At 68.8% G+C, this 24,675-nt stretch carries 24 protein-coding genes; 10 read left to right on the top strand and 14 right to left on the bottom strand.

All coding sequences use genetic code 11. The features are described from left to right. Positions 1-75 precede the first annotated feature (75 nt). On the top strand, positions 76-1,392 hold the full coding sequence (locus tag VVR85_RS06270) for a short-chain fatty acyl-CoA regulator family protein (RefSeq protein WP_368520088.1): 1,317 nt from the start codon (positions 76-78) through the stop codon (positions 1,390-1,392). Between the two features lie 82 nt (positions 1,393-1,474). Here VVR85_RS06270 and VVR85_RS06265 read toward each other — a convergent pair whose 3' ends face one another. The 4 genes from VVR85_RS06265 to upp all read right to left on the bottom strand — a co-directional run bounded on the left by VVR85_RS06265 (position 1,475) and on the right by upp (position 5,415). Continuing rightward, positions 1,475-2,902, bottom strand: coding sequence for an NAD(P)H-quinone dehydrogenase (locus tag VVR85_RS06265; protein WP_368520087.1), 1,428 nt, complete (start codon positions 2,900-2,902; stop codon positions 1,475-1,477). Between the two features lie 98 nt (positions 2,903-3,000). Further along, positions 3,001-4,230, bottom strand: coding sequence for an amidohydrolase (locus tag VVR85_RS06260; RefSeq protein WP_368520086.1), 1,230 nt, complete (start codon positions 4,228-4,230; stop codon positions 3,001-3,003). 127 nt (positions 4,231-4,357) lie between these two features. Then, positions 4,358-4,702, bottom strand: a complete 345-nt coding sequence (locus VVR85_RS06255) for a helix-turn-helix transcriptional regulator (protein WP_368520085.1) — start codon at positions 4,700-4,702, stop codon at positions 4,358-4,360. A 77-nt stretch (positions 4,703-4,779) separates the two neighbouring features. Then, complete coding sequence (gene upp, locus VVR85_RS06250; protein ID WP_368520084.1) at positions 4,780-5,415, bottom strand: uracil phosphoribosyltransferase; 636 nt, start codon at positions 5,413-5,415, stop codon at positions 4,780-4,782. A gap of 76 nt (positions 5,416-5,491) precedes the next feature. Here upp and VVR85_RS06245 point away from each other — a divergent pair, with 76 nt between their 5' ends. Genes VVR85_RS06245 through VVR85_RS06235 form a run of 3 tightly spaced genes read left to right on the top strand, consistent with a single transcriptional unit; the run spans position 5,492 to position 8,041 of the window. Then, positions 5,492-5,779: a transducer protein Htr23 gene (locus VVR85_RS06245; protein ID WP_368520083.1), complete on the top strand. Its 288-nt coding sequence runs from the start codon at positions 5,492-5,494 to the stop codon at positions 5,777-5,779. Continuing rightward, positions 5,779-6,750, top strand: a complete 972-nt coding sequence (locus tag VVR85_RS06240) for a C40 family peptidase (protein ID WP_368520082.1) — start codon at positions 5,779-5,781, stop codon at positions 6,748-6,750. The genes VVR85_RS06245 and VVR85_RS06240 overlap by 1 nt, the downstream gene beginning before the upstream one ends. 52 nt (positions 6,751-6,802) lie before the next feature. After that, a complete protein-coding gene (locus tag VVR85_RS06235) occupies positions 6,803-8,041 on the top strand; it encodes a hypothetical protein (protein ID WP_368520081.1) in 1,239 nt (412 codons plus the stop codon). Positions 8,042-8,134: 93 nt separating this feature from the next. Here VVR85_RS06235 and VVR85_RS06230 read toward each other — a convergent pair whose 3' ends face one another. Both VVR85_RS06230 and VVR85_RS06225 read right to left on the bottom strand, forming a co-directional pair. Continuing rightward, positions 8,135-8,824, bottom strand: a complete 690-nt coding sequence (locus tag VVR85_RS06230; protein WP_368520080.1) for a type 1 glutamine amidotransferase domain-containing protein — start codon at positions 8,822-8,824, stop codon at positions 8,135-8,137. A gap of 3 nt (positions 8,825-8,827) precedes the next feature. Beyond that, positions 8,828-9,862, bottom strand: coding sequence for an adenosine deaminase (locus VVR85_RS06225; protein ID WP_368520079.1), 1,035 nt, complete (start codon positions 9,860-9,862; stop codon positions 8,828-8,830). Between the two features lie 39 nt (positions 9,863-9,901). Between VVR85_RS06225 and VVR85_RS06220 the strand changes: the two genes are divergently transcribed. Next, positions 9,902-11,296, top strand: coding sequence for a D-alanyl-D-alanine carboxypeptidase family protein (locus tag VVR85_RS06220; protein ID WP_368520078.1), 1,395 nt, complete (start codon positions 9,902-9,904; stop codon positions 11,294-11,296). Here VVR85_RS06220 and VVR85_RS06215 read toward each other — a convergent pair. From VVR85_RS06215 to VVR85_RS06180, 8 genes are all read right to left on the bottom strand, one after another. Continuing rightward, entirely contained in the window at positions 11,226-12,215 is a 990-nt protein-coding gene (locus VVR85_RS06215; protein WP_368520077.1) for an RDD family protein, read from the bottom strand. The two genes, VVR85_RS06220 and VVR85_RS06215, sit on opposite strands and share 71 nt — an antisense overlap. Positions 12,216-12,250: 35 nt before the next feature. Next, positions 12,251-13,333: a YhjD/YihY/BrkB family envelope integrity protein gene (locus VVR85_RS06210; RefSeq protein WP_368520076.1), complete on the bottom strand. Its 1,083-nt coding sequence runs from the start codon at positions 13,331-13,333 to the stop codon at positions 12,251-12,253. Positions 13,334-13,422: 89 nt separating this feature from the next. After that, positions 13,423-14,460, bottom strand: a complete 1,038-nt coding sequence (trpS, locus tag VVR85_RS06205) for a tryptophan--tRNA ligase (protein WP_368520075.1) — start codon at positions 14,458-14,460, stop codon at positions 13,423-13,425. Positions 14,461-14,617: 157 nt separating this feature from the next. Beyond that, entirely contained in the window at positions 14,618-14,809 is a 192-nt protein-coding gene (locus tag VVR85_RS06200) for a hypothetical protein (RefSeq protein WP_368520074.1), read from the bottom strand. 74 nt (positions 14,810-14,883) lie between these two features. Next, the gene (locus VVR85_RS06195) at positions 14,884-15,891 is read right to left on the bottom strand and encodes a trimeric intracellular cation channel family protein (RefSeq protein WP_368520073.1); all 1,008 of its coding nucleotides are present in this window, start codon (positions 15,889-15,891) and stop codon (positions 14,884-14,886) included. A 19-nt stretch (positions 15,892-15,910) separates the two neighbouring features. Next, positions 15,911-16,852, bottom strand: a complete 942-nt coding sequence (locus tag VVR85_RS06190; RefSeq protein WP_368520072.1) for an exodeoxyribonuclease III — start codon at positions 16,850-16,852, stop codon at positions 15,911-15,913. A 10-nt stretch (positions 16,853-16,862) separates the two neighbouring features. Beyond that, a complete protein-coding gene (locus tag VVR85_RS06185; protein ID WP_368520071.1) occupies positions 16,863-18,077 on the bottom strand; it encodes an MFS transporter in 1,215 nt (404 codons plus the stop codon). Positions 18,078-18,176: 99 nt separating this feature from the next. After that, entirely contained in the window at positions 18,177-19,427 is a 1,251-nt protein-coding gene (locus tag VVR85_RS06180) for an MFS transporter (protein WP_368520070.1), read from the bottom strand. A gap of 177 nt (positions 19,428-19,604) precedes the next feature. Here VVR85_RS06180 and VVR85_RS06175 point away from each other — a divergent pair, with 177 nt between their 5' ends. From VVR85_RS06175 to VVR85_RS06155, 5 genes are all read left to right on the top strand, one after another. Beyond that, positions 19,605-20,729, top strand: a complete 1,125-nt coding sequence (locus VVR85_RS06175; RefSeq protein WP_368520069.1) for an iron-siderophore ABC transporter substrate-binding protein — start codon at positions 19,605-19,607, stop codon at positions 20,727-20,729. Positions 20,730-20,848: 119 nt separating this feature from the next. Further along, positions 20,849-21,778 carry a FecCD family ABC transporter permease gene (locus VVR85_RS06170; RefSeq protein ID WP_409338187.1) on the top strand — a complete coding sequence of 310 codons (930 nt, stop codon included), beginning with the start codon at positions 20,849-20,851 and terminating at the stop codon, positions 21,776-21,778. Then, entirely contained in the window at positions 21,775-22,809 is a 1,035-nt protein-coding gene (locus tag VVR85_RS06165; RefSeq protein ID WP_368520068.1) for a FecCD family ABC transporter permease, read from the top strand. Before VVR85_RS06170 ends, VVR85_RS06165 begins: the two co-directional genes overlap by 4 nt. 24 nt (positions 22,810-22,833) lie before the next feature. Continuing rightward, entirely contained in the window at positions 22,834-23,640 is an 807-nt protein-coding gene (locus tag VVR85_RS06160; protein ID WP_368520067.1) for an ABC transporter ATP-binding protein, read from the top strand. A gap of 70 nt (positions 23,641-23,710) precedes the next feature. Continuing rightward, positions 23,711-24,673 carry a siderophore-interacting protein gene (locus tag VVR85_RS06155; RefSeq protein ID WP_368520066.1) on the top strand — a complete coding sequence of 321 codons (963 nt, stop codon included), beginning with the start codon at positions 23,711-23,713 and terminating at the stop codon, positions 24,671-24,673. The last annotated feature ends 2 nt before the right edge of the window (positions 24,674-24,675 follow it).

The following is a 24,675-nucleotide window of genomic DNA, read 5'->3' as shown; positions in this document are numbered from 1 at the left end:
AGTGGAATATGACGGCAATTCCCGCAAAAGCTGTAAAAACCGCAGCACACGGGCTCCAGAGGAAGGTTAAAAACGATGAGCAAGCACTACGCGGGGGCAAGGATCCACGCGCTCCGCAAGTCCCGCGGCCTCACCCAGGTCGCCATGGCCAAGGAGCTGGACCTGTCCACCAGCTACCTCAACCAGCTGGAAAACGACCAGCGCCCGCTGACCGTGACGGTACTGATGCAGCTGACCCAGCGCTTCGGCGTGGACCCGACCTATTTCTCGCCGGTCAAGGACGTGCGCACCATCTCCGACCTGCGCGCCATCTTCCCCCAAGCGCCCGAGTCCACGCTCTCCGAAATCGCCGCCCGCTACCCCGAGCTCATGCCGGAGCTCGTCGACATCGCCCGGCGCGTGCCCGACTCCCGCCCTGCCGGCTCCTACGAGGTCGTGCGGGATTTCTTCTACGACACCAACAACTACATCCACGAGCTCGACGTGCTCGCCGAGGAGCTCTCCGGCCGGCTGGGTGACAGCCTCTTCCGCCTGACCCAGCTGTCCACGCTGCTCGACCGCGAGCTCGGCGTGCAGGTCCGCTTCCGCGCGGCCGGCCCGCACCTGCGCCGCCACTACGACCCTGAGACCCGGCAGCTGGATCTGCAGGACGGGCTGACAGATGCCCAGCTGTGCTTCCAGATGGCCCTCCAGTACTGCCTGCTGGCCTACCGCGACGTCCTGGACAACCTGGTCTCCGAGCTGGCCGATGCCGGCTCCCGCGACCTGGCCACCTACGGCCTGGCGCAGTACTTCGCCGCCGCCGTCACCATGCCGTACACCGCCTTCCTCGAGCAGGCCGAGGATTTCCGCTACGACGTCGAGCGCCTCGGCACCGCCTTCGGCACCAGCTTCGAGGCCACCGCCCAGCGGCTAGCCACCCTGCAGCGGCCCGGCGCCCAGGGCGTGCCGTTCTTTTTCATCCGCACCGACCGCGCGGGCAATATCTCCAAGCGCCAGTCCGCCACCAGCTTCCACTTCTCCCGCTCCGGCGGCTCCTGCCCGCTGTGGGTGGTCCACCGGGCCTTCGAGACCCCCAACCGCATCACCCGCCAGGTCGCCACCATGCCCGACGGACACAGCTACCTGTGGATCGCCCGCCACATCCAGGGCCAGGTCCAGCCCTTCGGCACCCCGCGCAAGGAATTCTCCGTCGGCCTGGGCTGCGACATCTCCCAGGCCCACCGACTCATCTACTCCGACGCCCTCAACCTCAACCCGGCCGCCGCGACCCCCATCGGGCCCGGGTGCACCACCTGCCCACGCAGCGCCTGCCCCCAGCGCGCCTTCCCGCAGTCCGGCGTCGAAGCGCACCACGACCTCAACGCCAGCCCCAACGGCCTGCGCTTCTAGCAAGCAAAAAGGCATCTGGTCTGACCAGCTGCCTTTAATTTATGCCGTCGGGGCCGCCCCCGGGGTGGCGTTTGAGTAGTGCCTACTCCAGATCGTCGTGGGCAACCAGGCGGCGGGCGGCCTCGGTGATGGTGCCGGACAGGGACGGGTAGACCGCGAAGGAATCCGCAAGCTGGTTCACGGTGAGCTGGTTGGTCACGGCGACCGCAATCGGCAGGATGAGCTCGGAGGCCGTCGGGGCGACGACCACACCGCCGATGACGCGGCCCGAGGTCTGGCGGCAGAACAGCTTGACGAAGCCGTGGCGCAGCGAGCGCATCTTGGCGCGCGGGTTGGTGCTCAGCGGCATGGTGATGGTGCGGGCGGCGACGTCGCCGTTTTCGATCTCGGCCTGGGTGAAGCCGACGGCCGCGATCTCCGGGCGGGTGAACACGGCGGTGGCGACGGTCTTCAGGCGCAGCGGGGACACGCCCTCGCCCAGGGCATGGTACATAGCAATGCGGCCCTGCATGGCGGCCACGGAGGCCAGCGGGAACAGGTCGGAGCAGTCACCGGCGGCGTAGATGCCGGCCACGCTGGTGCGCGAAACACGGTCGACCTCGATGTGGCCGGACTTGGTGGTGGACACGCCGACGTTCTCCAGGCCCAGGCCCTCCGTCTTCGGGATGGAACCAATCGACATCAGGGCGTGGGAGCCGAAGATCTCGCGGCCGTCGGAGGTCTTGACGCACACGCCGCCGTCCTCGGTACGGGTGATGGTGTCCACGCGGGCGTGCTTTTCCAGCTCGACGCCGCGCTCAGACAGGACGGTCTCCAGCACGTCGGCTGCGTCGGCGTCGTCGTGCGGGAGGATGCGGTCGCGGGAGGCGACCATGGTGACCTTCACGCCCAGCTCCGCGAAGGCGGAGACGAACTCCGCGCCGGTGACGCCGGAGCCGACCACGACGAGGTGCTCGGGCAGGTCCTGCAGGTTGTAGACCTGCTGCCAGGTCAGGATGCGCTCGCCGTCCGGCTGGGCGCCCGGCAGGATGCGCGGGGTCGCGCCGGTGGCAATCAGCACCAGGTCCGCTTCCAGGACCTCTTCCTCGCCGCCGTCGTTGTGCACCGCGGTGACCTTGTGGCACGCGCTGGCGCTGGCAGTCTGGTCCTCGCCGAAGTAGCCGCGGCCGTTGATGACGCGCACGCCGGCGCGTTCCATGTCGTTTTGGATATCGCCCGACTGGTTGGCGGCCAGGGCCTGCACGCGCTCGTTGAGGGCCTGGAGCGCCAGCGGCATGTGCCCCAGGTGCTCGTTGAGGCCCATGGCCTCCGCGCGCCGCAGGTCGGTCTTAATGTTGGCGCCCGCGATGAAGGACTTCGACGGCACGCAGTCCAGCAGGATGCCCGAGCCACCCATGCCTTGATCCTCAATCAGGGTGATGTCGGCGCCATACTTGGCACCGGCCAAAGCTGCTTCATAACCTGCGGGGCCGCCGCCGATGATGACAATTCGCTGCGACTGGTGAGACACGTAGAAAAGCTCCTTTATAAAAATTCAGGCGATTAAGTCACGGGGAAATAGAGACAAGACAAGTGTCGAGATGATACTTCCCCGCCTACTCTACCGCCCTAGCCTAGGTCTACGCCCTCCGAGTTCGCGATTTGCTCCACCACGGAGCCGAAGAGCTTGATGCCCACGCCGATGGCGCGCTCGTCCACCACGAGATCCCCCATGTGCAGATCGAACTGCTCGCCGTCGCCGGACCAGCAGCCCAGGCGCGCCATGGAGCCGGGGACGTGCTCGAGGTACCAGGAGAAATCCTCCCCGCCGGAGGACTGCGGGGCCTCCACCACGGCCTGCGGGTCGATGTGGCTGGCCGCGCTGGCCAACAGGGCGGTGGCCACGTCGTCGTTAAGCACCGGCGGAACACCGCGGTGATAGGACAGGACGTGCTCGACGCCGACGGGGGCTAGGATCTGCTCGATGAGCTCGGTGACCAGCCCCTGGATCTTGCGCCAGACCCCGATGTCGGCGGTGCGCACCGTGCCCGAGGCAGTGCCGGTCTCCGGGATGGCGTTCGGCGCGTAGCCGGAGTTGACCTGGCCGAAGACGGCGACCGTGCCAGTGCGCGGATCCACGCGGCGCGACAGCAGCGCCGGCAGCTCCGTTATCACCTTGCCCAGCGCGTAGACCACGTCCGCGGACAGGTGCGGGCGGGAGGTGTGCCCGCCGGGTCCGTTGATGGTCAGCTCGACGATGTCGGTGGCCGAGGTGATAGCGCCGGTGCGCACGCCGATGCGCCCGACGCGCAGCTTGGGCTCCACGTGCACCGCGAAGATGGAGTGCACGCCCTTGAGCGCGCCCCACTCGATGACGTCGGTGGCCCCGCCCACCCAGACCTCCTCGGCGGGCTGGAAGATGACCCGCACGCCGACCGGCAGGCCGAAGGCCCGGTCGTAATCGGCGATCGCACAGGCCAGGCCCAGCACCACGGTGGTGTGCACGTCGTGGCCGCAGGCGTGCGCCACCCCGCGGACCTCCGAGGTAAATTCCAGGCCGGTGACCTCCGTGACCGGCAGGGCGTCGATGTCCGCGCGGAAGGCCACGCGCCCGCCCTCGGTCTCCGGGCCGATGTCGGCCATCAGGCCGGTCTCCGGGAAGCGGTGGGCGCTAACGCCGTACTCGGCCAGGCGGGCGGCGATATACCGGGTGGTCTCTACCTCCCGGTTGGCCGTCTCCGGGTGGCGGTGGATGTGGCGGCGCCAGCCGTGGATCTCCGCCCGGTGCTCCTCGAACCAGGCGCCGACGAACGCGCTGATTGACTGTGGGACCGCCGGGTCTCCCGTCTGGTCTGCCATTAATGGCCTCCTCACCGCGTTAGGCAACTGCTCGTTTAGTACTCGCCACAGTCTACAACTAGACCATGCTGTTCAGTTAGTCGCCCAGTATAACCGCCCCTCCCCCGCGCGCCAATAGCCCGCCCCCTTAGCTTGCCCGCGCGGCCGGGAAAGGCTGGCTAGTCGCCTCGCGGCGGCGCTGGCGCACGTACGCCGGCGAGAAGGCGGCGACATCGGAGACCTCGGCCACCAGCGAGCCCGCGAACTGGCGGGTATACGGCAGCAGCACAGCCGGCGGGATCTCCAGGGCCAGGGCCAGCTTGTAGACCGTGGAGACCGTCGGATCCGCGGCGCGGGCGCGCTCCAGGTTGCCGATCTGGTTGCGGGAGACGCCGGAGATATCCGCCAGCGCCCGCTGGGACAGGCCGCGGCGCACCCGCGCGGTGCGCAGGTTGCTGGCAAATAATTCCCCGCAGAATTTCCAAAAGCTCAAGGCCGGACGCGCAGCCGTAGTCAAAACTTCCCCACCCCCGTGGAAGACGCTCGATGATGTGCGCCTTAAAGCCTAGCTTAGAAGTCGATATTGCGCGGGCCGTAGAGGCGGTCGCCGGCATCGCCCAGGCCGGGGACGATGTAGGCCTCCTCGTTCAGGCTCGGGTCGATGCACGCGGTGACCAGGCGCACCGGCAGGCCCGAGTTGGCCAGCGCGTCCACGCCCGGCTGCGCCGAGACCATGCAGATGGCGGTGATGTCGGTGGCACCGCGGTCGGCCAGCAGCCGCAGCGAGTGCAGCAGCGAACCGCCGGTGGCCAGCATGGGATCGACCACGAAGACGGTGCGGCCGGACAGGTCCTCCGGCAGGGCCTCCAGGTATGGGACCGGTTCGTGGGTCTCCTCGTTGCGCGCCATGCCGATGAAGCCGACCTGGGCGTCGGGGATCATCGCCAGCGCGGGGTCGATCATCCCCAGGCCGGCGCGGATGATCGGCACGATGATCGGCGGGTCCTGCAGGCGGGTGCCTTCCGCCACGTCCACCGGGGTCTGGCAGTCGAAGTGCTCCACCGGCAGGTTCCGCGCGGCCTCGTAGACCAGCATGGTGCCCAGGTCCTTCAGCGCGGCGCGGAAGGCCGCGTTATCGCTGCGGGCGTCGCGCATCAGGGTCAGGCGGGACGCCGCGAGGGGGTGATCAGCAACGTAGGTTTCCATGTCCCCCATCGTAGGGCATCGGCGGCATGCAGAAAGTGGCGGGAACCGTGTCGGCGCCCGCGCAGTCTAAGAAGGCATGAGCATTCTCGACGTTGACCCAGACCTGACCCGCCAACTAGCCACCGACGTATCCCGCAACGCCCAGGGCAGCCTGCCTGCCCCGCCCGCGGTACCCCGGGATGCGGCCACGCACGACTTCGGCGCCCACCTGGCCGCCGCTGTGACCAATATCAACCAGCGCACCGAGCGCCTGCGCGCGGACCTGGCGCATATTTCCCGGGCCGGCTACGCCCTGGCCGCGGCCGCGGCCGCCACCGACGAGCACACCGCCGGCCGCCTTGCCTCCCACGCGGGAGGTTCCTAATGCAGGTCATCACCCAGGCCCTCAAGACCATCTCCGAGATGCGCCCGGCCGACCTCCCCGCAGGCTTGGAGCTGCCTATAAACCCCGATGTTGCCGCGGTGGAGCCGCTCGCGCGCATCAGCCAGACCGACGCCACCCCGGTGCTGGCCGCCGCCAACGCCCTGGCCAGCGACCGCGAGTCCCTGCACCAGGCGCTCGCCCGCGGCCGGGACCTGGTCTTTGCCGCCGGCGGCGACATCGTAGGCATCGCCGTGGAGCTAGGCCGCCAGGCCCTGCCCCTCGCGCTGGGCATGCTGACCAACAACCCGGCGGCCCGCGCCGCGGCGGCCGCCCAGCTGGCGGCCCTGGCCCAGCAGTTCGTCGCCCGGGCGGGCGCCCGCGTGGCCCAGCTGGTCGAGGAACTCGCCGCCGCCGCGCAGCCGCTGGCCGATATCGCCGCCTCCCACGTGGGCTCCGCCCTGCCCTCGGAAGAACGCGGCGCGCACGCGGTCGCCGCGCTCGAGGAGAAGGCCGCCTCCCCGGGCGCCGGCGGAAACCGCGGGCCGGAGGCCCTGCCGGAGACCGCGCCGGAGCACGAGATCGAACCGGTCGCCCACCAGGACGATACCGGCGGGGAGGACGCAAGCAGCGCCGCGGGCAAGGCGGCGGTTAAGGCCGCGCTGTCCCAGCAGGGAACGCCCTATGTCTGGGGCGGGACGACCCCGAACGGCTTCGACTGCTCCGGCCCGACCCAGTGGGCCTACGCCCAGGCCGGGGTCGACCTGCCGCGCACGGCGGACCAGCAGGCTGTCGGCCGGCAGGTGGACGCCAGCGAGCTGCAGGAGGGCGACCTGGCGGTATGGGACGGGCACGTGGCCATGTACGCCGGCAACGGCCAGATGGTCGAGGCCGGCGATCCGGTCCAGGTCAACCCGGTGCGCACCTCCAATATCGGGATGCAATTCCTCGGATTCTGGCGGCCTACTGGCTAAAGCCCGGGCGGGTCGCCGAGCCGGGCGGGAGGTTTGGGTAGACTTAAACGCCATGAGCACCCGCGCGATCGTTCCCGTAAAGCTGAGTTTGCCCGCCGGTGATTACTTCACCCTGTGGGCCCCAAAATGGCGCCAAGACGGTGCCGAGTGGCAGGCCTTCTTAGGCAATGACGAATCCGTCCTGCTGTTCGGCTCCGCCGCCGAGCTGCTGTGCTACGTGGAATCCGACCACAAACACGATCTGCTCGATCACCCGGAGTGGCAGGCCTTCGCCGCCCGCGGCGAGGACCGCATCACCCCGGCCACCCGCGACGTCTACGACCTGGTGGACGTGCCCAACCGCCTGGCGGGCGCGCCCAGCCACGACAACGTCGGCACCGTGGCCCGCAACTTCGAGCTGACCCAGTCCCTGGCGGAGGTCTCCGGCGCGGAGCACTCCGTGATCTTCTTCGCCAGCCACTCCCTGCTGCGCAACGTCGCCCGCGGCGCCGACCACTACGCCGGCCCGCAGGGCATGAGCGAGTGGACCGGCGTCGGCAGCGTGGTCGCCGGCAACTGGGCCGAGGTCCTGGACGACCTGGAGGCCCACACCCAGGTGGTGGACAGCTCCGAGTTCGACTCCGCGCAGGTCGAGGACGCCGACAAGCGCATCACCGCGGCCGCCGCGGCCACCCGCCAGGCCCGCGAGGACGCCGCCGCGGCCCGCAAGGCCGAGGAAGAGGCCGCCGATCCTTATGACAAGTCCATCTGGGCGGCCGCCGGCATTGACCCGGTGAAGATCACCATCGACCAGAAGTCCGTGTACACGCTGCGCACCTACCTGGGCTCCTCCCCGGTCTTTTTGGGCAAGTGGGGCGAGATCTTCACCTTCCCCACCGGCAAGCACCTGGCCCGCTGGGTCATCGAGAACGACGACCACGACCTGGCCCGCGTGTCCACCTGGGAGGACATCGTCAACGCCGGCAACGCCGGCGAGCTCGAGGTCACCGTCCACCCGGACAACCAGTACACCTTCAACGGGATCGCCCGGGACATCGAGAAGGGCCCGGAGCACGTCGACTCGCAGCAGATGAACCGCTGCTACGAGATCTGCGCGGATGCCGCCGACTGGGCCGGCGACGACTCGGTGAACTCCTTCTTCCTGTCGCACCCGCGCTTCCAGGACTACCTGGGCTACATGCTGGGCTCGACCGAGCAGGCCGGCTACGTGCCGTCCAAGCCGTTCAACGACCATGCCGAGGCGTGGAAGGAGCTCGAGGAGATGCTGGTCAAGCGCTTCTCCAAGTTCTAGGCCAAGATTAGGCCCCGCCGGCGGAGAAAAGCCGCCGGCATAGCGAAAGCCAGCACCGAGTGTTTTTCTTCGGTGCTGGCTTTTTGCTTTCCTCTAGCGCAGCGCGGCCAGGACGCGCTGGGCCAGCGGCTCCGAGGAGACCGGGTTCTGGCCGGTAAACAGGTGGCGGTCCTTGACCACGTTGGGCTGGAGGGGATCCGCGGCGCGGTAGTCCGCGCCCAGCTCCCGCAGGCGCTGCTCCAGGCTCCACTTCGCCTTCGCCAGGGTCTCCTCGCCCTCCTCGACGTCGCTGAAGGCGGTCATCTCGTAGCCGGCGAAGGGCCACTGACCGTTCTCATCGGCCGGCACGGCCAGCAGCGCCGCCGGCGCGTGGCACAGCAGCGCCAGGGGACGCCCGGCCGCGTGGCGGCGGGCCAGCAGGGCCGCCGAGGTGGCGTCCTCAGCCAAGTCCTCCATCGGGCCGTGGCCGCCCGGGTAGAAAACGACGTCGTAGTCGGCCTCGTCGACCTCGGCCAGGTCCAGCGGCTGGGACAGCTCGTAGTGGGTGGCCGCGAGGTAGTCCTCCTGGGACTCGCGCTGCATCTCGTTCAGGCTCTCCAGGCTGGCCTCGTCCACGACGGGCTCTTGCCCGCCCGGGGTGGCGAAGGCGATCTCCCAGCCCGCGTTGGCGAAGGTGCGGTGCGGGGCGACGAGCTCCTCGGCCCAGAAGCCGGTCTCACGCGTGCTGCCGTCGGCCAGGGTCCATTCCTCGGCCGCGGAGATAACAAAGAGTACTTTCGACATGGTTTATACCTCTTCTCCTGGGGTCTCGGCAGCGCCGTGGGTGTCTTCGGCACCGTCGCTATCGTGGTGGTCCTCGGCGAATTCGGCGTCGGAGAGCTCCTCGTAGGCCGGCAGGAAGACCGTCTCCAGCAGGTGCTGGCGGTCCTCCTGGTTGGCAAAAGAGTGCTCTATCGCGTTGACCGACAGATCGAAGAATTCCTCCAGCCCGTAGCCGAAGGTCTCCGCCAGGGCGCTGAGCTGCTCGGTCATGGTGCCGGTTTCGAACGACCCGGAGCTGACCGCGCAGTTAAAGCCCAGCTGCTGCAGCAGCGGCAGCGGGTGGTCGACTAGCTCCTCGATCTCGCCGCGGGCGACCTCGAAGCGGGGTGCCGCATCCAGCAGGATGTGGCGGTCGCGCACCCAGGCCGAGACCCGGCCCGGCTCGATGCCCTCCAGCGTCGCGCTGAAGTCATCGATGATGCCGGCGGTCAGCGTCAGCCGCGTCGCGCCCGCCTGCAGCGCCTGGCCGATGTCCTCGGCATCGCCGGCGGCCGTCAGCCGCACCGCGAAAGGCACGTAGGCCTCGCGCAGGGGTTGCAACGCCGCGGCGAAGCCGGCCAGCGGCGCCGCGGCCTGGCCGTCCTGGCTTTCCTGGCCGTTATCCGCGGCGAGCTCGAAGCCGACGACCTTGCCGCTGTGCTGGGCGACGGTGAGCTGGGCCAGCTGGGTCACGGCGGCGGCGTCCTGCGCGCCGCGCTCGGCGGTGACGATGATCCGGGCGTCGATGCCCTCGACGTCCAGCCCGGCCACGGCCGCGGCCAGCGCCTCTTCCGCCGCGAGCTGGGCGCGGGCCGGGTTAAAGCGCAGCTCCGCGTAGACCACGTGGTCCTCCGCCAGCCGTTGCAGGTGCGCAGAGACCGCCGCGGTAAGCTCCGCTGGGCTGCCGGCCCGCGCGACCGTGGCGCCGAGCTCCTCGAAGAGGGTGATCTTCGGCAGCTGGGCGAAAACGTCCGCGTCCGCGTCTTTATTTTCCGGACTAATTAATGGTGCGTCATGCATACCGGCCATAGTAGGTGTGCCTTTAAGATATGTCATGCCATGAAAAGAATTATCACTGCAGCTCTAGCCGCAGCCCTCGTCGCGCCCGCACCCGTCGTGGCGGCCCACTCCCCCGCCGGAGTCGCCGCCCAGGCCCAGGCCCAGGAGGCCGGGCCGGGCGATCCGGCCGCCGAGGTGCCCGAGGGTTTTGAGGACCCCGCCGCCCACCTGACCGACGCCGAGGCCGCCGAGGGCCTGCAGGACGACGGTACCGGCGACGAGCCGAGCAGCTCCATCCGCACCACCGCGCCGGATACCAACGACTGCCCGCACTCGCTCGTGCCGGCCGAGCCGAGCACCACCTCCGAGAACCTCGCGCCCGGCCAGGAATCCCCCGCCCCGCTGCCGCCGGTGGAAGGCGCGGCCTGCGGGGTCACCGCGCCGGAGGGCTTCGATCTCAACCCCGAGGTCGTCGCCAGCGCCTGGATGGTCAGCGACATCGACACCGGCGAGATCATCGCCCAGAAGGATCCGGACGGGCGCTACCGCCCGGCCTCCATTATCAAGGCCCTGCTGGCCCTAGTCGCCATCGACGAGCTGGATCTCAACAAAGAGGTCGTCGCCAACGAGGAGACCGCCGGCATCACCGGCTCCTCCGTCGGGATCGGCGCCGGCGGGCGCTACACCATCGAACAGCTCCTCCAGGGCCTGCTCATGGCCTCGGGCAACGACGCCGCCCACGCGCTGGCCCAGGAGCTCGGCGGGGACGAGAAGACCTTGGAAAAGGTCAACGACCTAGCCCACGAGCTGGGCACCACCTCGACCTTTGCCGCCTCCTACTCCGGCCTGGACGCGCCCGGCATGTCGACGTCTGCCCGGGACATCTCCCGCATCTACCGGGCGGCCTACGCTAACCCGACCTTCGCGCGGATAGTCAACACCGAGTCCGTGGATTTTCCCGGCTACGAAGACCACCCCGGCTACGAGCTGGGCAACGACAACGGGCTGTTCATGCACGATCCGGACGGAATCGGCGGCAAGACGGGTTATACGGACGACGCCCACCACACCTTCGTCGGCGCCCTCGACCGCGACGGCCGCCGCCTGCAGGCCGTCCTCCTGGACACCACCATCGAGCACGGCCCCCGCGCCTGGGAGCAGGCCCAGATGCTCCTCCACGCCGCCTACGAGGTCCCGGCCGGGTCCGGCATCGGCAGCCTGGATGAAAAGGATGCGGACAAGAAGGAAAAAGATAGCGCCGCCCAGGACGCTACCCCCACTCCCGCCCCGCCGGCGGATTCCGACCCCCACCAGCGCGCCAGCTGGATCGAGAAATCAGACAGCTGGCTGGGCATCGCCGCGGTGGCGGCGGTGGCCGTTATCGTTATTGCTGCCGCGGCTTTTTCGTTACTTCGGCGTCGGCCCAGCGGTCGTGGGAACCACGCAGCTCGTTAGACGGGCTGATAGAAGCCAGCACGAACAGGGAACCACCCAGGGAGACCAGCGAGCCCAGGCCGGGGATGATCTGCACGACGCGGAACCACTGCCGCTTGGCGGACTCTCCCAGGGTCAGGTTGCGGCCGGTCTCCACGTTGGCGACCTTGTAGCCCATCATGCGCTTGACCGGGGTGCCGCCCATGTAGGCCTCAAAGCCTAAGAAATAGGCGATGAAGAGCAGGGTGAAGACCACAACTCCCAGCGTGTCGTTCATCGCGTCGGAGAGCACCCCACCGCCCGCGGCCAGCAGGCCGCCGACCAGGCCGGAGGCGACGGTGGCCAGAAAACCGTCGAACAGGGCCATGCCGAAGCACCCGCCGGCGCTCGGGCGGGCGGCGATGCGCTCGACCTCCGGGTTGGCCGCCACCGCGTCCGAGTAGCGCTGGGCCGCCGGCAGGTTCGCGTTGTGGACCGCCGGAACGTTCGCGTTGTTAGTCGCCACCTGGTGCGGGTTGAAGGGCTGCGCGTACGGGGACGCCGGCGGGGCGTACTGCGTCTGCGGCTGCCCGTACGGCGAGGCCTGCGGGGGCTCCGGTTTCCGCTGCGGCTGCGGCTGTTGCGGCGGCTGCTGCTTGTCGGCCTGGGTGACCGGCCGGGCAAGGTTCGGATCCGGCCAGCGGTCGAAGTTGGCCAGGTGCTCCAAGTCGGACCAGTCGACGCTGCGGCCGGCGGAGATGGCGGCATCGTAGAGCTCGCGGCGCTGCGGGCTGGACAGCACGGCGAAGACCAGCTGGGCCTCGCGGCGCTGCGGCGACTGTTCGGATTCGCCCAGGCTCTGTAGGCGCGCGTCCCGGCCGGCCATGATGATCCCCAGGGATTGGCAGCTATCGCTGGTATCAAGGTGGTGCGCCTGGTAGAGATTGTGCGCAATGGCCATCCGGGAAAACCTCGCTTAAATTACCTCGTCGAAAATTATTTCTTGCGGTTGAGCAGTGCCAGTATACCCGCGGCGGCAGCGCCCATAGCCGCGCCGGCGCCCAGGGTAACACCGGTGTTCGGGCCCTCGTGGATCTCGTTGCGCACGCGGATGACGGCCGGCTCCGGCGCCGGCAGCGGGGTCTGGGCCAGCGACTCGTCGGTGGTCGCGGTCCAGGCAGACACGTAGAGCACCACGCGCCAGATCAGGTACATCACAATCATCAGCACGATGACCGGGCCGAAGACCGCGCCGGCCGGGGAGCCGGTGGCCGAGGACATAATGACGGTGGACAGCTGCTTGATGACCTCGAAGGCAATAGCACCCAGCAGCGCGCCCTGCAGGCCCGACTTGGTCGGGACCTTGGTGCGCGGCAGGATGACCACCAGCCACCAGATGACCAGGAAGTTGGCGATGAGGCCGACCACCAGGCCGGCGGCGAAGAGGACGAAGTTCATGCCGGGGAAGGACTCGATGCCCACCCACTCGAAGACCTTCTGGGTAAGCCCCGAGGTACCGGCGGCGGTCACGCCGAAGGCCACGGCGAAGGCCAGCAGCAGGCCGATGAGGCCGATCAGGTCGTTGAGCTTTTTGACCACGAAGTTGCCGCCCTCCGTGGCGTCGATGCGCCACATGGCGGAAATGCCCACGCGGAGGTTGTTCATCCAGCCCAGGCCGGACCATAGGGCGGTAATACCACCGATGCCGAACATGGCGCCGCGCTGGTCGACGGCCGTCTGCAGGACCTCGTTGAGGGTATCCCCCAGGTCGCCGTCCACGGCGTTGGTGATTTGGTCCTGGACCTGCTGGAACAGGTCCGGGCGGTTGGCCAGCACGGCGGCGACGGCGGCCATGGCCAGCATGAGGATCGGGAACATCGCCAGCACCGAGTAGTAGGTAATGCCGGCGGCGAACTGGTTGCCGCCCTCGGCGGAATAGCGCTCCTGCATGCGCATGGCGCGCTCGACAATCCGGGACTTGTCTCGCAGCTTGTCTACGGCGCCGGGTTCATCCTGGCGGGTGCGCTCGATGCCGTACTGGTCGGTGTTCTCGCGGCGCGAGGTGGTCTTGGCTGCCACGACGGGCTCTCCTCTTAGGTTCGGGGGACGGGCTTGATTGCGGGCTAAGTTATTTTCTTTGGCTGTCTTGACAGCTTAACCGGAATTGCTTATCGGCGCGCAGGCAGGAAACCTACCTTGGCGTAGACGTCGTCTACCAGCGGCTGGGCCACCTCGGCGGCGCGCTCGGCGCCGCGGGCCAGGATCCGCTCGATCTCGGCCGAGTCCGCCATCAGCTCGTCGAAGCGCGCCTTCAGCGGGGTGGTGAACGCCTCCAGGGCGTCGGCGGTGTCTACCTTCAGGTGGCCGTAGCCCTTGCCGGCGTAAGACTCCACCAGCTCGTCGATGGCCTTGCCGGTCAGCGCGGACTGGATGGCCAACAGGTTGGACACGCCCGGCTGGGTCTCGCGGTCGAAGGCCACCACGCCCAGGTCGTCCGTCACGGCCGACTTGATGCGCTTGGCCGAGGTCTTCGGCGGATCCAGCAGATTGATAATCCCCTTCGGGTTGTCGCCCGACTTGGACATCTTCGCCGTCGGCTCCTGCAGGTCGTAAATCTTGGCGGAGCCCTCCGGGATGAAGGCCTCCGGGATGCGGAAGGTCTCGCCGTACTTGCCGTTGAAACGCTCCGCCAGGTTGCGGGTCAGCTCCAGGTGCTGGCGCTGGTCCTCGCCCACCGGCACGTAGTGCGGCGAGTAGAGCAGGATGTCCGCGGCCATGAGCACCGGGTAGGTAAACAGGCCCACGGAGGTCCGCTCCGAGCCTTGCTTGGCGGACTTGTCCTTGAACTGGGTCATGCGGGAGGCCTCGCCGAAGCCGGTCAGGCACTGCAGGACCCAGGTCAGCTCCGCGTGGGCGGGCACGTGCGACTGCACGAAGAGGGTGGACTTGTCCGGGTCAATACCCAGCGCGATAAGCTGCGCAGCCCCGGCCAGGGTGCGCTGGCGCAGCTCCTCCGGGTTCTGCTCGACGGTAATGGCGTGCAGATCCGGGATGAAGTAGAACGCCTCGTGGTTGTTCTGCAGCTCGATCCACTGCTTCAACGCTCCCAAGTAATTGCCCAGGTGGTAGGAATCCGCCGTGGGTTGGATACCGGATAGTACTCGGGTGGTCGCGGCCTCGGCCGCGTTCGCGTTCTGATCAGTCATGCTCCCAGTGTAATCCCTGTTACCCCTGCCCGAGTCACAACGCCCCCTTCCGCGCGCGGCGCCGCCGGCGGGGCGGCAGCCTATAGGGCGCGGCCAGCGGGCATGAAAAAACCGCCGGGCAACGCGGTGCCGGGCGGTTGGTGCTTGCTGGGAAAGCTTAGAGCTTGCGGCTGGTGGGGCTCATGACGTCCATCAGGACGGCCCAGCCGGCCACCATGAACGCGCCACCGATACCCATCGTGATGGTCGGGAGCAGGAAGGCAAAGGACGGGCCCATTGCGGTCCACCACCAGATACCGAGTGCCAGCAAGACAGCACCGAGCACGAAGTAAATGATTGCGCGCGCCATAGTTTCTATTAACTCCAAGTTTTCCGGGAAATATTGTGCGTGCCATAGTTTAGCACCCGGGCACACAGATTGCCTTAATCGTTCTGCTCCCACTGCCCCTCATCCGGGCGGCTGCGCCGCGGCAGCCCACCCTTCGGCAGGCGCGGCCACTTAGGCTTCGGCTTGGCCTTGGGCTTTTTGGGCGTCGCGTTCTTGCCCGCCGCGGCCTGGCGCTTCGGGTCCGGCTTGGCGTGCCGGGTGGGCTGGGCGGCCTTGCGGGGGCGCTGGATGACCCACTGCTGCTGCGGATCGCGGTCGCGGCTGCCGCGGGCGTGCTTGCCGGTCTGGCGGTTGACCGAGGTGTAGGCGGAGGCGTCGAAGCGCAGGCTCCGGCCGCTGGCCAGGCTGCCGGCGCGGCGCTTCATCGAGCGCGCCCCGTCGCGCACCAGGCGGGCGGACAGGCGCAGGCGCGGGTCGATGGGCTGCTCGGCGCCCTTGTACTCGAAAACCGGCAGGCCGCGCTTGGAGTAGATGGCCCACAGGCGGGCGCAGAAGCCGAAGATGACGGTGGCGATCGCGGTGATCTCCACGCTCAGGCCGGCCTCTAGCAGCAGCATGTAGACCGCGGTGGCGGCCAGGGAGATGGAGGCGTAGAACTCACCGGAAAAGACCAGCGGCACGCGGTCGGAGAGCAGGTCGCGCAGGATGCCGCCGAAAACACCGGAGATGATAGCGGCGACGGAGGCGATGACAAACCCGTGGCCTAGGTTGAGCGCCGCCTGCGTGCCTAGCACCGAAAAGACCGCCAGGCCGAGCGCGTCCAGGATCAAAAACAGGTGCCGGAAGTAGTGCATCAAAAACGACATCCACACCGTGATGAGGGCCGCCACCAGCACGAAGACGAGGTATTTGGGCTGGCCCACCCAGGTCAGCGGGTAGTCGTCGAGCACCATGTCGCGCACGGTGCCCCCGCCCAGGGCCGTAATCGCGGCCAGCAGGGTCACGCCGAAGAGGTCGAGTTTTTGCCGCCCGGCGGACAGCGCGGCTGTCATCGCCTCGGCGGTGATTCCGATGATGTAGAGGACGCTAAACAGTGGGGTCAATCTATTCTCCCGCCGTTTCTTAAGCGTAGGTCACCAGCAGCGGGGAGTGGTCGGACCAGCGCTGTTCCACCGTGGGCGCCTTGTCCACGCGGCTTGTCTGGGCCCGGTCCAGCATGGCCCGGGTGGCGGCCTGGTAGTCGATGCGCCAGCCCGCGTTGTTGTTGAAGGCCTGCCCGCGGTAGGTCCACCAGGTGTAGGGGCCGTCCTGCTCCGGGTCCGAGTGCAGGCGCCGGTCGACGTCGAACCACACCGGCTCCGCGGCCGCGGTCCAGACCTTACCGCCCGGGTAGTCCACTACCCCGCGCCAGTCGCCCAGGCCGGCCTTATCCTGCGGGTTAGCGTCCGGGAAGCTGCCGAAGACGTGGTCCATGAAGGCGCGCTCCTCCGGCAGGTGGCCGGAGACCTTCTCGTTGGGCTTGTTGTTCTTCAGGTCCTGGGAGCGGTGGCAGATATTCCAGTCGCCGCCGATGACCATCTGCGGGTAAGCTTCCGCGCGCTCGGCCAGGACCTCGGAGAACTGGCTCAGGAAGCGGTACTTCTGGTCCTGCTTTTCGGTGCCGGTGTCCCCGCTCGGCAGGTAGAGCGAGGCCACGCGCAGGGCGCTGCCGCCGGCGGCGGCCGCCGGGTCCTCGACGGTGGCCTCGATCCAGCGCCCGGAGTCGCCGAAGGTGCCCAGCCCGACCACGACGTCGCTCAGCGGGGTGCGGGACAAAATGCCCACCCCGGCCCGGCCCTTGGTGCCCGGGTCCAGGGACTCGGCCATCGCCAGGTGCCAGCCGGCCTCCAGGGCCGGGGCCAGGGCCTTTTCGGTCTGGGCTTGCGATGCCCGCACCTCTTGCATCAGCACTACGTCAGCATCAGTGTCTTGCAGCCAGGCGTTCATGCCCGGGTTGTTCTCGTTGCGCTGTTTGCAGGCCGCGCGGATGCCGTTGACGTTGACGGTGGCGATGGTAAAGCTCATGCTGCAAAGCTTAACGCGCGCGCTGCGCGAGCGCCCAGATGCCCACGGCAATGGCGGCGAGCACCGCGCCTGCCAGCGCCGGGGAGCCGTAGCCCCACCCCGCGCCAACCACGGCCCCGCCCAGGGCGGCGCCGGCCGCGTTGGCGGTGTTCAGCGCGGACTGGTTCAACGCGGCGGCCAGGGTCTGGGCCTTGCCGGCGTAGTCCAGCAGGCGCACCTGCAGCGGCGGCTGCAGCGCCATGCCGAAAACGCCGATGAACATGAACGTCACGATGGCCGGCACCACCGCGGTGGAGGCGAAGTAGAAGGCCAGCAGGGAGATGCACAGCAGCCCGACGCAGAGCACCAGGCCGCGCTCGACGTTCCAGTCGGCCAGCCGGCCGCCCAGCCAGTTGCCGGCGGTCATGCCCAGGCCGAAGAGCATGAGGATGAGCCACATCCAGCCCGCGTCCAACCCGGCGCGTTCGGTCATCACCCAGGTGATGTAGGTGTAGACGGCGAACATGCCGCCGAAGCCCACCACGCCGATGGCCAGGGTCAGCCAGACCTGGCGGTTGGCCAGGGCGGAAAACTCAGTGCGCAGGGAGGTCGCCGGCATGAGCGTCATGTGCGGCATGACCACCCACAGCAGGGCCAGGGCCACGGCGGCCAGGCCGGCGACGATCCCGAAGGCGGCCTTCCAGCCGACGGCATCGCCCACGGCCTGGGCGGCGGGCACGCCGAAGATGGTGGCCACGGTCAGGCCGGTGACCACGAAGGCCAGCGCCCGGCCGCGCTCCTTGGGCGGGGACATCGACGCCGTGGACAGCATGGCCACGGAGAAATACGCCCCGTGCGGGATGCCCGCCACAAAGCGCGCGCCCAGCAGCACCGGGAAGGAGCCGGCCGCCACGGACAGGGCGTTGCCGGCCACGATCACCGCCAGCAGGACGATGACCAGGCGCCGGCGCGGCTGCCGGGCCGTCAGCGCGGCCACGCCGGGCGCGCCGACCACCACGCCCAGGGCGTAGGCGGAAATCACCGCGGAGGCCTGATCCTCCGTCACGCCTAGGTCCCCGGCGATAAGCGGCAGCAGCCCCATCGCGGCGAACTCGGTAGTACCCAGGGCGAACGCGCCCAGGGCCAGCGAGAGCATGACCACCTTCCGGCGGGCCGGGGTGATCTCGGTTTGGACAGGCCGCGGGCGCCGGCGCAGCGCCGGTTGCGGGACGTGGAGACGGGACATGAAAAATTCCCTCCTTCCGGACAGCGGGGACTAGAAAGGCGCAGGCGGCGCGGTACTGCAGCCGGACTGCGCTGGGGAAGGCCGTAGCAGGCCTGTAAGCTAGCGGGTTTTCGCGGCGCGGGCCTTGGCGGCCTGGGTGATGAACCAGATGACGATGGCGCTAACCGCTAGGCCCGCGCCGGCCAGGGCCGGGCTGGCGTAGCCGAGGCCCGCACCGACCACGGCCCCGCCCAGCGCGGCGCCGGAGGCGTTCGCCAGGTTGAGCGCGGAGTGGTTGAGCGCGGCGGCGAGGGTTTGGGCATCGCCGGCGACGTCCATGAGCCGGATCTGCAGCGAGGGCACCAGGGAGGAGCCAAAAAAGCCGATGATGCCGAAGTTCAGCACGCCTAGCACCGGCGACTGGGAGGTGAAGTAGAAAGCCACGAGCACGACGGCGATCATCACCAGCGAGAACAGGATGCCCTTTTCCAGGTTGCGGTCGGCCAGGGTGCCGCCGAAATAATTGCCGGCCACGTTGCCTATGCCGTAGGCCATCAGCACCAACCAGATGAGCGACGGGTCTAGGCCGGCGCGCTCGGTCATGGTCCAAGAGATATAGGTATAGACCGCGAACATGCCGCCGAAGCCGACGGTGCCCATCGCCAGCGTCAGCCAGACCTGGCTGCGGCCGAAGGCGCCCAGCTCAGTGCGCACGGACGTGGCCGGCATGCGGGTCATGTGCGGCATGAGGAACCACAGGGCCACCAGGGTGGCCACGCCGATGAGCGCGACCAGGAGGTAGGCCGCGTGCCAGCCGGCCGCCACGCCGAGCGCCTGGGCGGCGGGCACGCCGGCCACGGTCGCCACGGACAGCCCCATGCCCACCAGGGCCACGGCCTTGCCGCGTTTGCCGGCCGGGGCCATCGAGGCCGCGGCTAGGCCGGCGACGGAGAAATACGCGCCGTGTGGCAGGCCCGCGATGAAGCGGGCGGCCAGCAGCTGCGGGTAGTTGGCAGCCACCACGGACAGGGCGTTGCCCAGAGTGAAGGCGATCATCAGCAGGATGAGCAGCCGGCGGCGCGGCGTGCGGCCGGTGACCGCGGTAATCAGCGGCGCGCCGACCACCACACCCAGCGCGTACGCGGAGATGGCGTGGCCGGCCTGGTCCTCGGTGATGCCGAAGTCGTCCGCGATGAGCGGTAGCAGGCCCATGGAGACGAACTCCGTGGTGCCGATCCCGAATCCACCCAGCGCCAGTGCGACCATAACCACGCGGCGGCGGAGCTCGGAGATCTCGGTCTGCCGCGGCTTCGGCTGGCGGCGCAGGGCCCGCCCGGGCTGTCGCTTCTGGGGTTCTGATTGGTTGCGCATCGGGCTTAGAGTACGCTGCGACAAATATATTCGCACGTCAGCGCCATATTCCCGTGAACTTTCCAACGCGCACGCAGACCCGGTGACACACATCACCTAGGCGCGACTAGGGCGCACCCGGCCCATACCGCTAAAGTAGGTAAGCCTAAACAAGCACCACGTAGGAGGTTCCCGCCCATGAGCAACTCTCATCTCCCCTCTGCCGCCCGTCGCCGCGGCCTCACCGGCCCCGGCCGTGCCGCCCGCACCGCCGCAGCCATCGCCACCGCCGCCTGCCTGTCCTTCGGACTGGCGGCCTGTTCCAGCGATGAGGCCGGCAGCGACTCGTCGACCAATTCAGCCTCCGGGGACAGCGTGACCAACGACGCCGACGCGGCGCAGTTCCCCACCACCGTGACCCACGCCTTCGGCGAGACCACCATCGAGCACGCGCCGCAGCGCGTGGCCACCGTCGGCTGGTCCAACCAGGAGGTCCCGCTCGCCCTCGACATCGTGCCCGTCGGCATGGCCAAGGTCACCTGGGGCGACGACGACAACGACGGCATGATGCCCTGGGTCAAGGACAAGATCGACGAGCTCGGCGGCGAGCAGCCCGCGCTCTTCGACGAAACCGACGGCATCCCCTTCGAGCAGGTCGCCGACACCCAGCCGGACGTTATCCTGGCCGCCTACTCCGGCCTGACCCGGGAGGACTACGAGACCTTGTCCAAGATCGCCCCGGTGGTCGCCTACCCCGACATCCCCTGGGCGACTTCGCTGGAGGACATGGTCACTTTGAACTCCCAGGCACTCGGCAAGCCTGACCAGGGCCGCGAGCTCCTGGAGGATCTGGAGTCGCAGGTCGACGCCGCGCTCGAGAAGTACCCGAAGCTCAAGGGGACCAAGCCGCTGTTCACCGCCTTCGGGGGCGCGTCCGACAAGTCGAAGATCGGCTTCTACACCACCGGGGATACCCGCATGGGCTTCCTCGTGGACCACGGTTTCGAGGCCCCGCAGATCGTCAAGGATCACTCGGAGAACACCGAGAGCTTCTGGGAAGAAGTCTCGGCCGAAAACCCCGAGCAGTTCGAGGACGTCGACTTCCTCATCGCCTACTCCTCCGGCAACGCGGACGAGGACGCCAAGGCCATCGAGGACATGCAGAAGGATCCACTGCTGTCGAAGATCCCGGCCGTCCGCGACGGCCGCATCGCCCTGCTGCCCGACGGCCCGCTAGGAGCGGCCGCTAACGAGTCCCCGCTGGCCCTGCCCCAGACCATCGACGATTACTTCCGAATTCTGAACGACGCCGTTGAAGATTAGAAATTCCGCTGTTGTCGCCCTGCTGATCCTCGCCGCCGTCGCGGCGGCGGTCAGCTCCGTCATGTTCGGGGCCCGTTCCATCGGCGTCGCCGACGCCCTGGACGCCCTCGCAAAAATGACTGACCCACCCGCCAGATCGTTCCATCGGCGTCGCCGACGCCCTGGACGCCCTCCGCGGCCTGTCCGCCACCCCGGAGCAGGCGGTGGCCTATACCCGCCTGCCGCGCACGGTCATGGCGCTGGTGGTGGGGGCGGCCCTCGCCGTCAGCGGCACCACCCTGCAGGCGGTTACCCGCAATCCCCTGGCCGATCCGGGGATCTTCGGGGTTTTGTCCGGCGCGTCCTTGGCCGTCGTCATCGGCATCGCCTTCGGCGGGCTGGCGAGCGCGCTCGGCACCATGGTGGTGGCCATCGTGGGCGCTTTCGCCGCCGCCGTCTTCGTCTACGTGGTCGGCTCTTTGGGGCGCGGCGGGGCCACCCCGCTCAAGCTCGCCCTGGCCGGGGCGGCCACCGCGGCGGCCTGCTCCGGGCTGGTCAGCGCCATCCTGCTGCCGCGCACCGACGTCATGGACCGCTTCCGCTTCTGGCAGATCGGTTCCGTGGGCGGCGCCCAGTGGGACCTGCTCGGGATAGCGGGCCCGCTGCTGGTGCTGGGCCTGCTGATCGTCGTGGTACACACGGGCGGGCTGAACGCCTTGGCGCTTGGCGACGACGTGGCCACGGGGCTCGGCGTCAAGGTGCTGCGCACCCGCCTGCTGGCTACCGTCGGCGCCGTCATCCTGTGCGGCACGGCCACGGCCCTAGCCGGGCCGGTCAGCTTCGTCGGCCTCATCGTCCCGCACGTCATGCGGCTGCTGATGGGCCCCGACAACCGCTGGCTGGTGCCCGCTTCGGCCCTGGCCGGAGGCGTGCTGCTGACGGTGGCCGATACCGTGGGCCGGCTTATCATCCGCCCCGAGGAACTCGCCGTCGGCATCATCACCCCGCTCCTCGGCGCCCCGCTGTTCATCTGGATTGTCCGCCAAGTCAAGGTGCGTGAGCTCGCATGACAACGCTTCCTTCCCCCGCGCTCAGCGCCGAGCGGCTGCGCGCCCAGCGCAACCGCCGGCGGGCCCGCTACGCCGTGACCCTGACGCTACTGGGTATTGCCGTGCTAGCGCTGTGGTGGATAACCCTCATGGTGGGTGAGACCACCTACTCTGCCAGCGAGGTTTTGGGCGTCCTGCGCGGACAGACGGTCCCGGGCGCTTCCTTCACCGTCGGTGACCTGCGCCTGCCGCGGGCTACCGCGGCGGTCGCGGCCGGGATCGCCTTCGGCATCGGCGGCGCCACTTTCCAGACCCTGCTGCGCAACCAGTTGGCCTCCCCGGACATCATCGGCATCTCCGCCGGGGCCTCGGCCGCCGGGGTCACCGCGATCACCTTCCTGCACCTGTCGCAGACGGCCACCTCCGCCCTCGCGCTGGTGGCCTCGCTGGCGGTCGCGCTCATCATCTACCTCACCAGCCTGAAGTCGGGCTTTTCGGGCACGCGCCTGATCCTCGTCGGCATCGGCTTCGCCGCCCTCCTCCAGGCCTGGGTCAACTACGCGCTGTCCCAGGCCGCCGCGTGGGATCTGAACACCGCCACCCGCTGGATCACCGGCTCCCTCAACAACATGAGCTGGGAGCGCGGCCTGCCCCTGCTGGTCGTGGTCGCCGTCGTCGCCCCCGGCATGCTGGTGCTCTCCCACGTGCTCAACCTGCTGGCCTTGAACGACGAGCTGGCCATTGGTTTCGGCCTGCGCGTCAACCTCTCGCGCGTGCTGCTCATCCTGGGCGCGGTCACGCTGATTTCCGTGGCCACCGCGGCCACCGGCCCCATCGCGTTCCTGGCCTTCATGTCCGGGCCTATCGCCCGCTGGCTGATCCCGCGCGGCTTCCCGGCGCTGGGGCCCGCCGCCTTAGTCGGCGCGGTACTGGTGCTGGCCGCGGACCTAGCGGGCCAGCTTTTCTTCGGCACCCGCTACCCAGTCGGCGTTATCACCGGCGTGCTGGGCGCGCCCTTCTTAATCCTCGTTCTCATCCGATCCCACCGCTAAACCGATCCCTGCGTTAGGAAAGTCATGACCGGTCAATTACACGCCCGCGACCTCCGCCTCGATTACGGGCACGGCACCATCCTGGACGGCCTCGAGGTCACACTCACCCCCGGCGCGATTACCTCCATCGTCGGCCCCAACGGCTGCGGCAAGTCCACCCTGTTGCGCTGCCTGTCCCGGCTGCTGGCGCCGACCTCCGGGCAGGTGTGCTTAGACGGGCACGACATCAGCTCCCTGCCCACCAAGCAGCTGGCCCGGCAGCTGGGCCTGCTGCCGCAGTCGCCGGTCGCCCCGGACGGGATCATCGTGGCCGATCTCGTGGGCCGCGGGCGCACCCCGCACCAGGGGCTGCTCGGCCGCTGGTCGCAGGAGGACTACCGGGTAGTCGCCGAGTCCCTGGAGGCCACCGGCACCGCCGCGCTGGCCGAGCGCGCCGTCGACGAGCTTTCCGGCGGGCAGCGCCAGCGCGTCTGGATCGCCATGGCCCTGGCGCAGCGCACCGGCATCCTCCTGCTGGACGAGCCGACCACCTACCTCGACGTCAAGCACCAGCTCGAGGTCCTCGACCTGCTCACCGACCTCAACCGGGACAACGGCACCACCATCGTCATGGTCCTCCACGACCTCAACCTCGCCGCCCGATATTCGGACGAGCTGGTGGCGGTCTCCGGCGGCGACATCTACGCCCACGGCGCGCCCGCGGAGGTCATTACCCCCGACGCCGTCCGGCACGTCTTCGGCATCGACTGCCAGGTCATCACCGACCCGGTCTCCGGTACGCCGGCCGTCATGCCCATGGGCCGGCACCACGTCAAAGAGCAACCGCGCTAGACAGCACTAGTCCCACTCCGCCTACTCCACTACCCCATCGACTCCATCGAGATTCTTAGAGGTCTACCCCATGCCATTTCTGCCCTTCCTCGCCCGGGTCCGGGCCAGCCAGCGCATTAGCCCCAACTTCCAGCGCGTGACCTTGTCCGGGCTGGCGGACATGGGCCCGGCCGGGCCGATCCGAGACCTGCGCATCAAGCTCATCATCCCCGGCCCCGAGCCGCTGACCGGTTTCGAGGGCGCGGCGGATTGGTTCGCCACCTGGCGCGGCCTCGATCCCCGCGTGCGCGGGGACATGCGCACCTATTCCATTCGCGCCCGCCGCGGCGACGAGGTCGATATTGACTTCGCCCTGCACGCCGGCGCCAACCCCGGCCCGGCCTCCGCGTGGGCCGAGTCCTGCCAGCCCGGCGATACGCTGTGGCTGATCGGGCCGACGGCGCATGATTCCACCGGCGCCGGCATCGAATTCCAGCCGGGCCACAGCGAGCGCGCCCTGCTCTTCGGCGACGAGACCGCCCTGCCCGCCATCGCCCGCATCCTCGACGAGTGGCCCGAAGGGCTGGCCGGCCACGCCTTCATCGAAGTGCCCGATGCCGCCGATGCCGAGGCCCAGGCCCGCGACATCGCGCTGCCCGACCGGGTGGAGCTGACGTGGCAGGTCCGGGACAACGCCGCGCGCGGGAGCCTGCTCACCGACGCGCTGCGGGAGGCGGTCACCGCGGGGTCGGCAGATGCTGCGGCAGGCGAGGCAGAAAAGACTACATCGGCAGCCAAGCCGGCTCCCGCGGGAAAAGCTCGTGACGCCGCTGAGTCCGACGGGGGCGCCGCCCTGGTGTGGGAGACCCCCCAATTTTCGTCATCGGGCGAGACCCTCCCGCCCGCGGGTCCGGCTTTGCGCGATTATTACTGGATCGCCGGGGAATCGGGCGTGGTGACCGGCATGCGGCGCTACTTGGTGAAGGAATGCGGCATCGACCGCCGGCAGGTGTCTTTTATGGGGTACTGGCGCCTGGGCCGGGCGGGTTCCTAAAA

Origin of the sequence: Corynebacterium sp. LK2590 (genome assembly GCF_040946105.1) — a bacterium.
GTDB lineage: Bacteria > Actinomycetota > Actinomycetes > Mycobacteriales > Mycobacteriaceae > Corynebacterium.
This window is presented reverse-complemented; position numbering and strand designations above follow the sequence as displayed.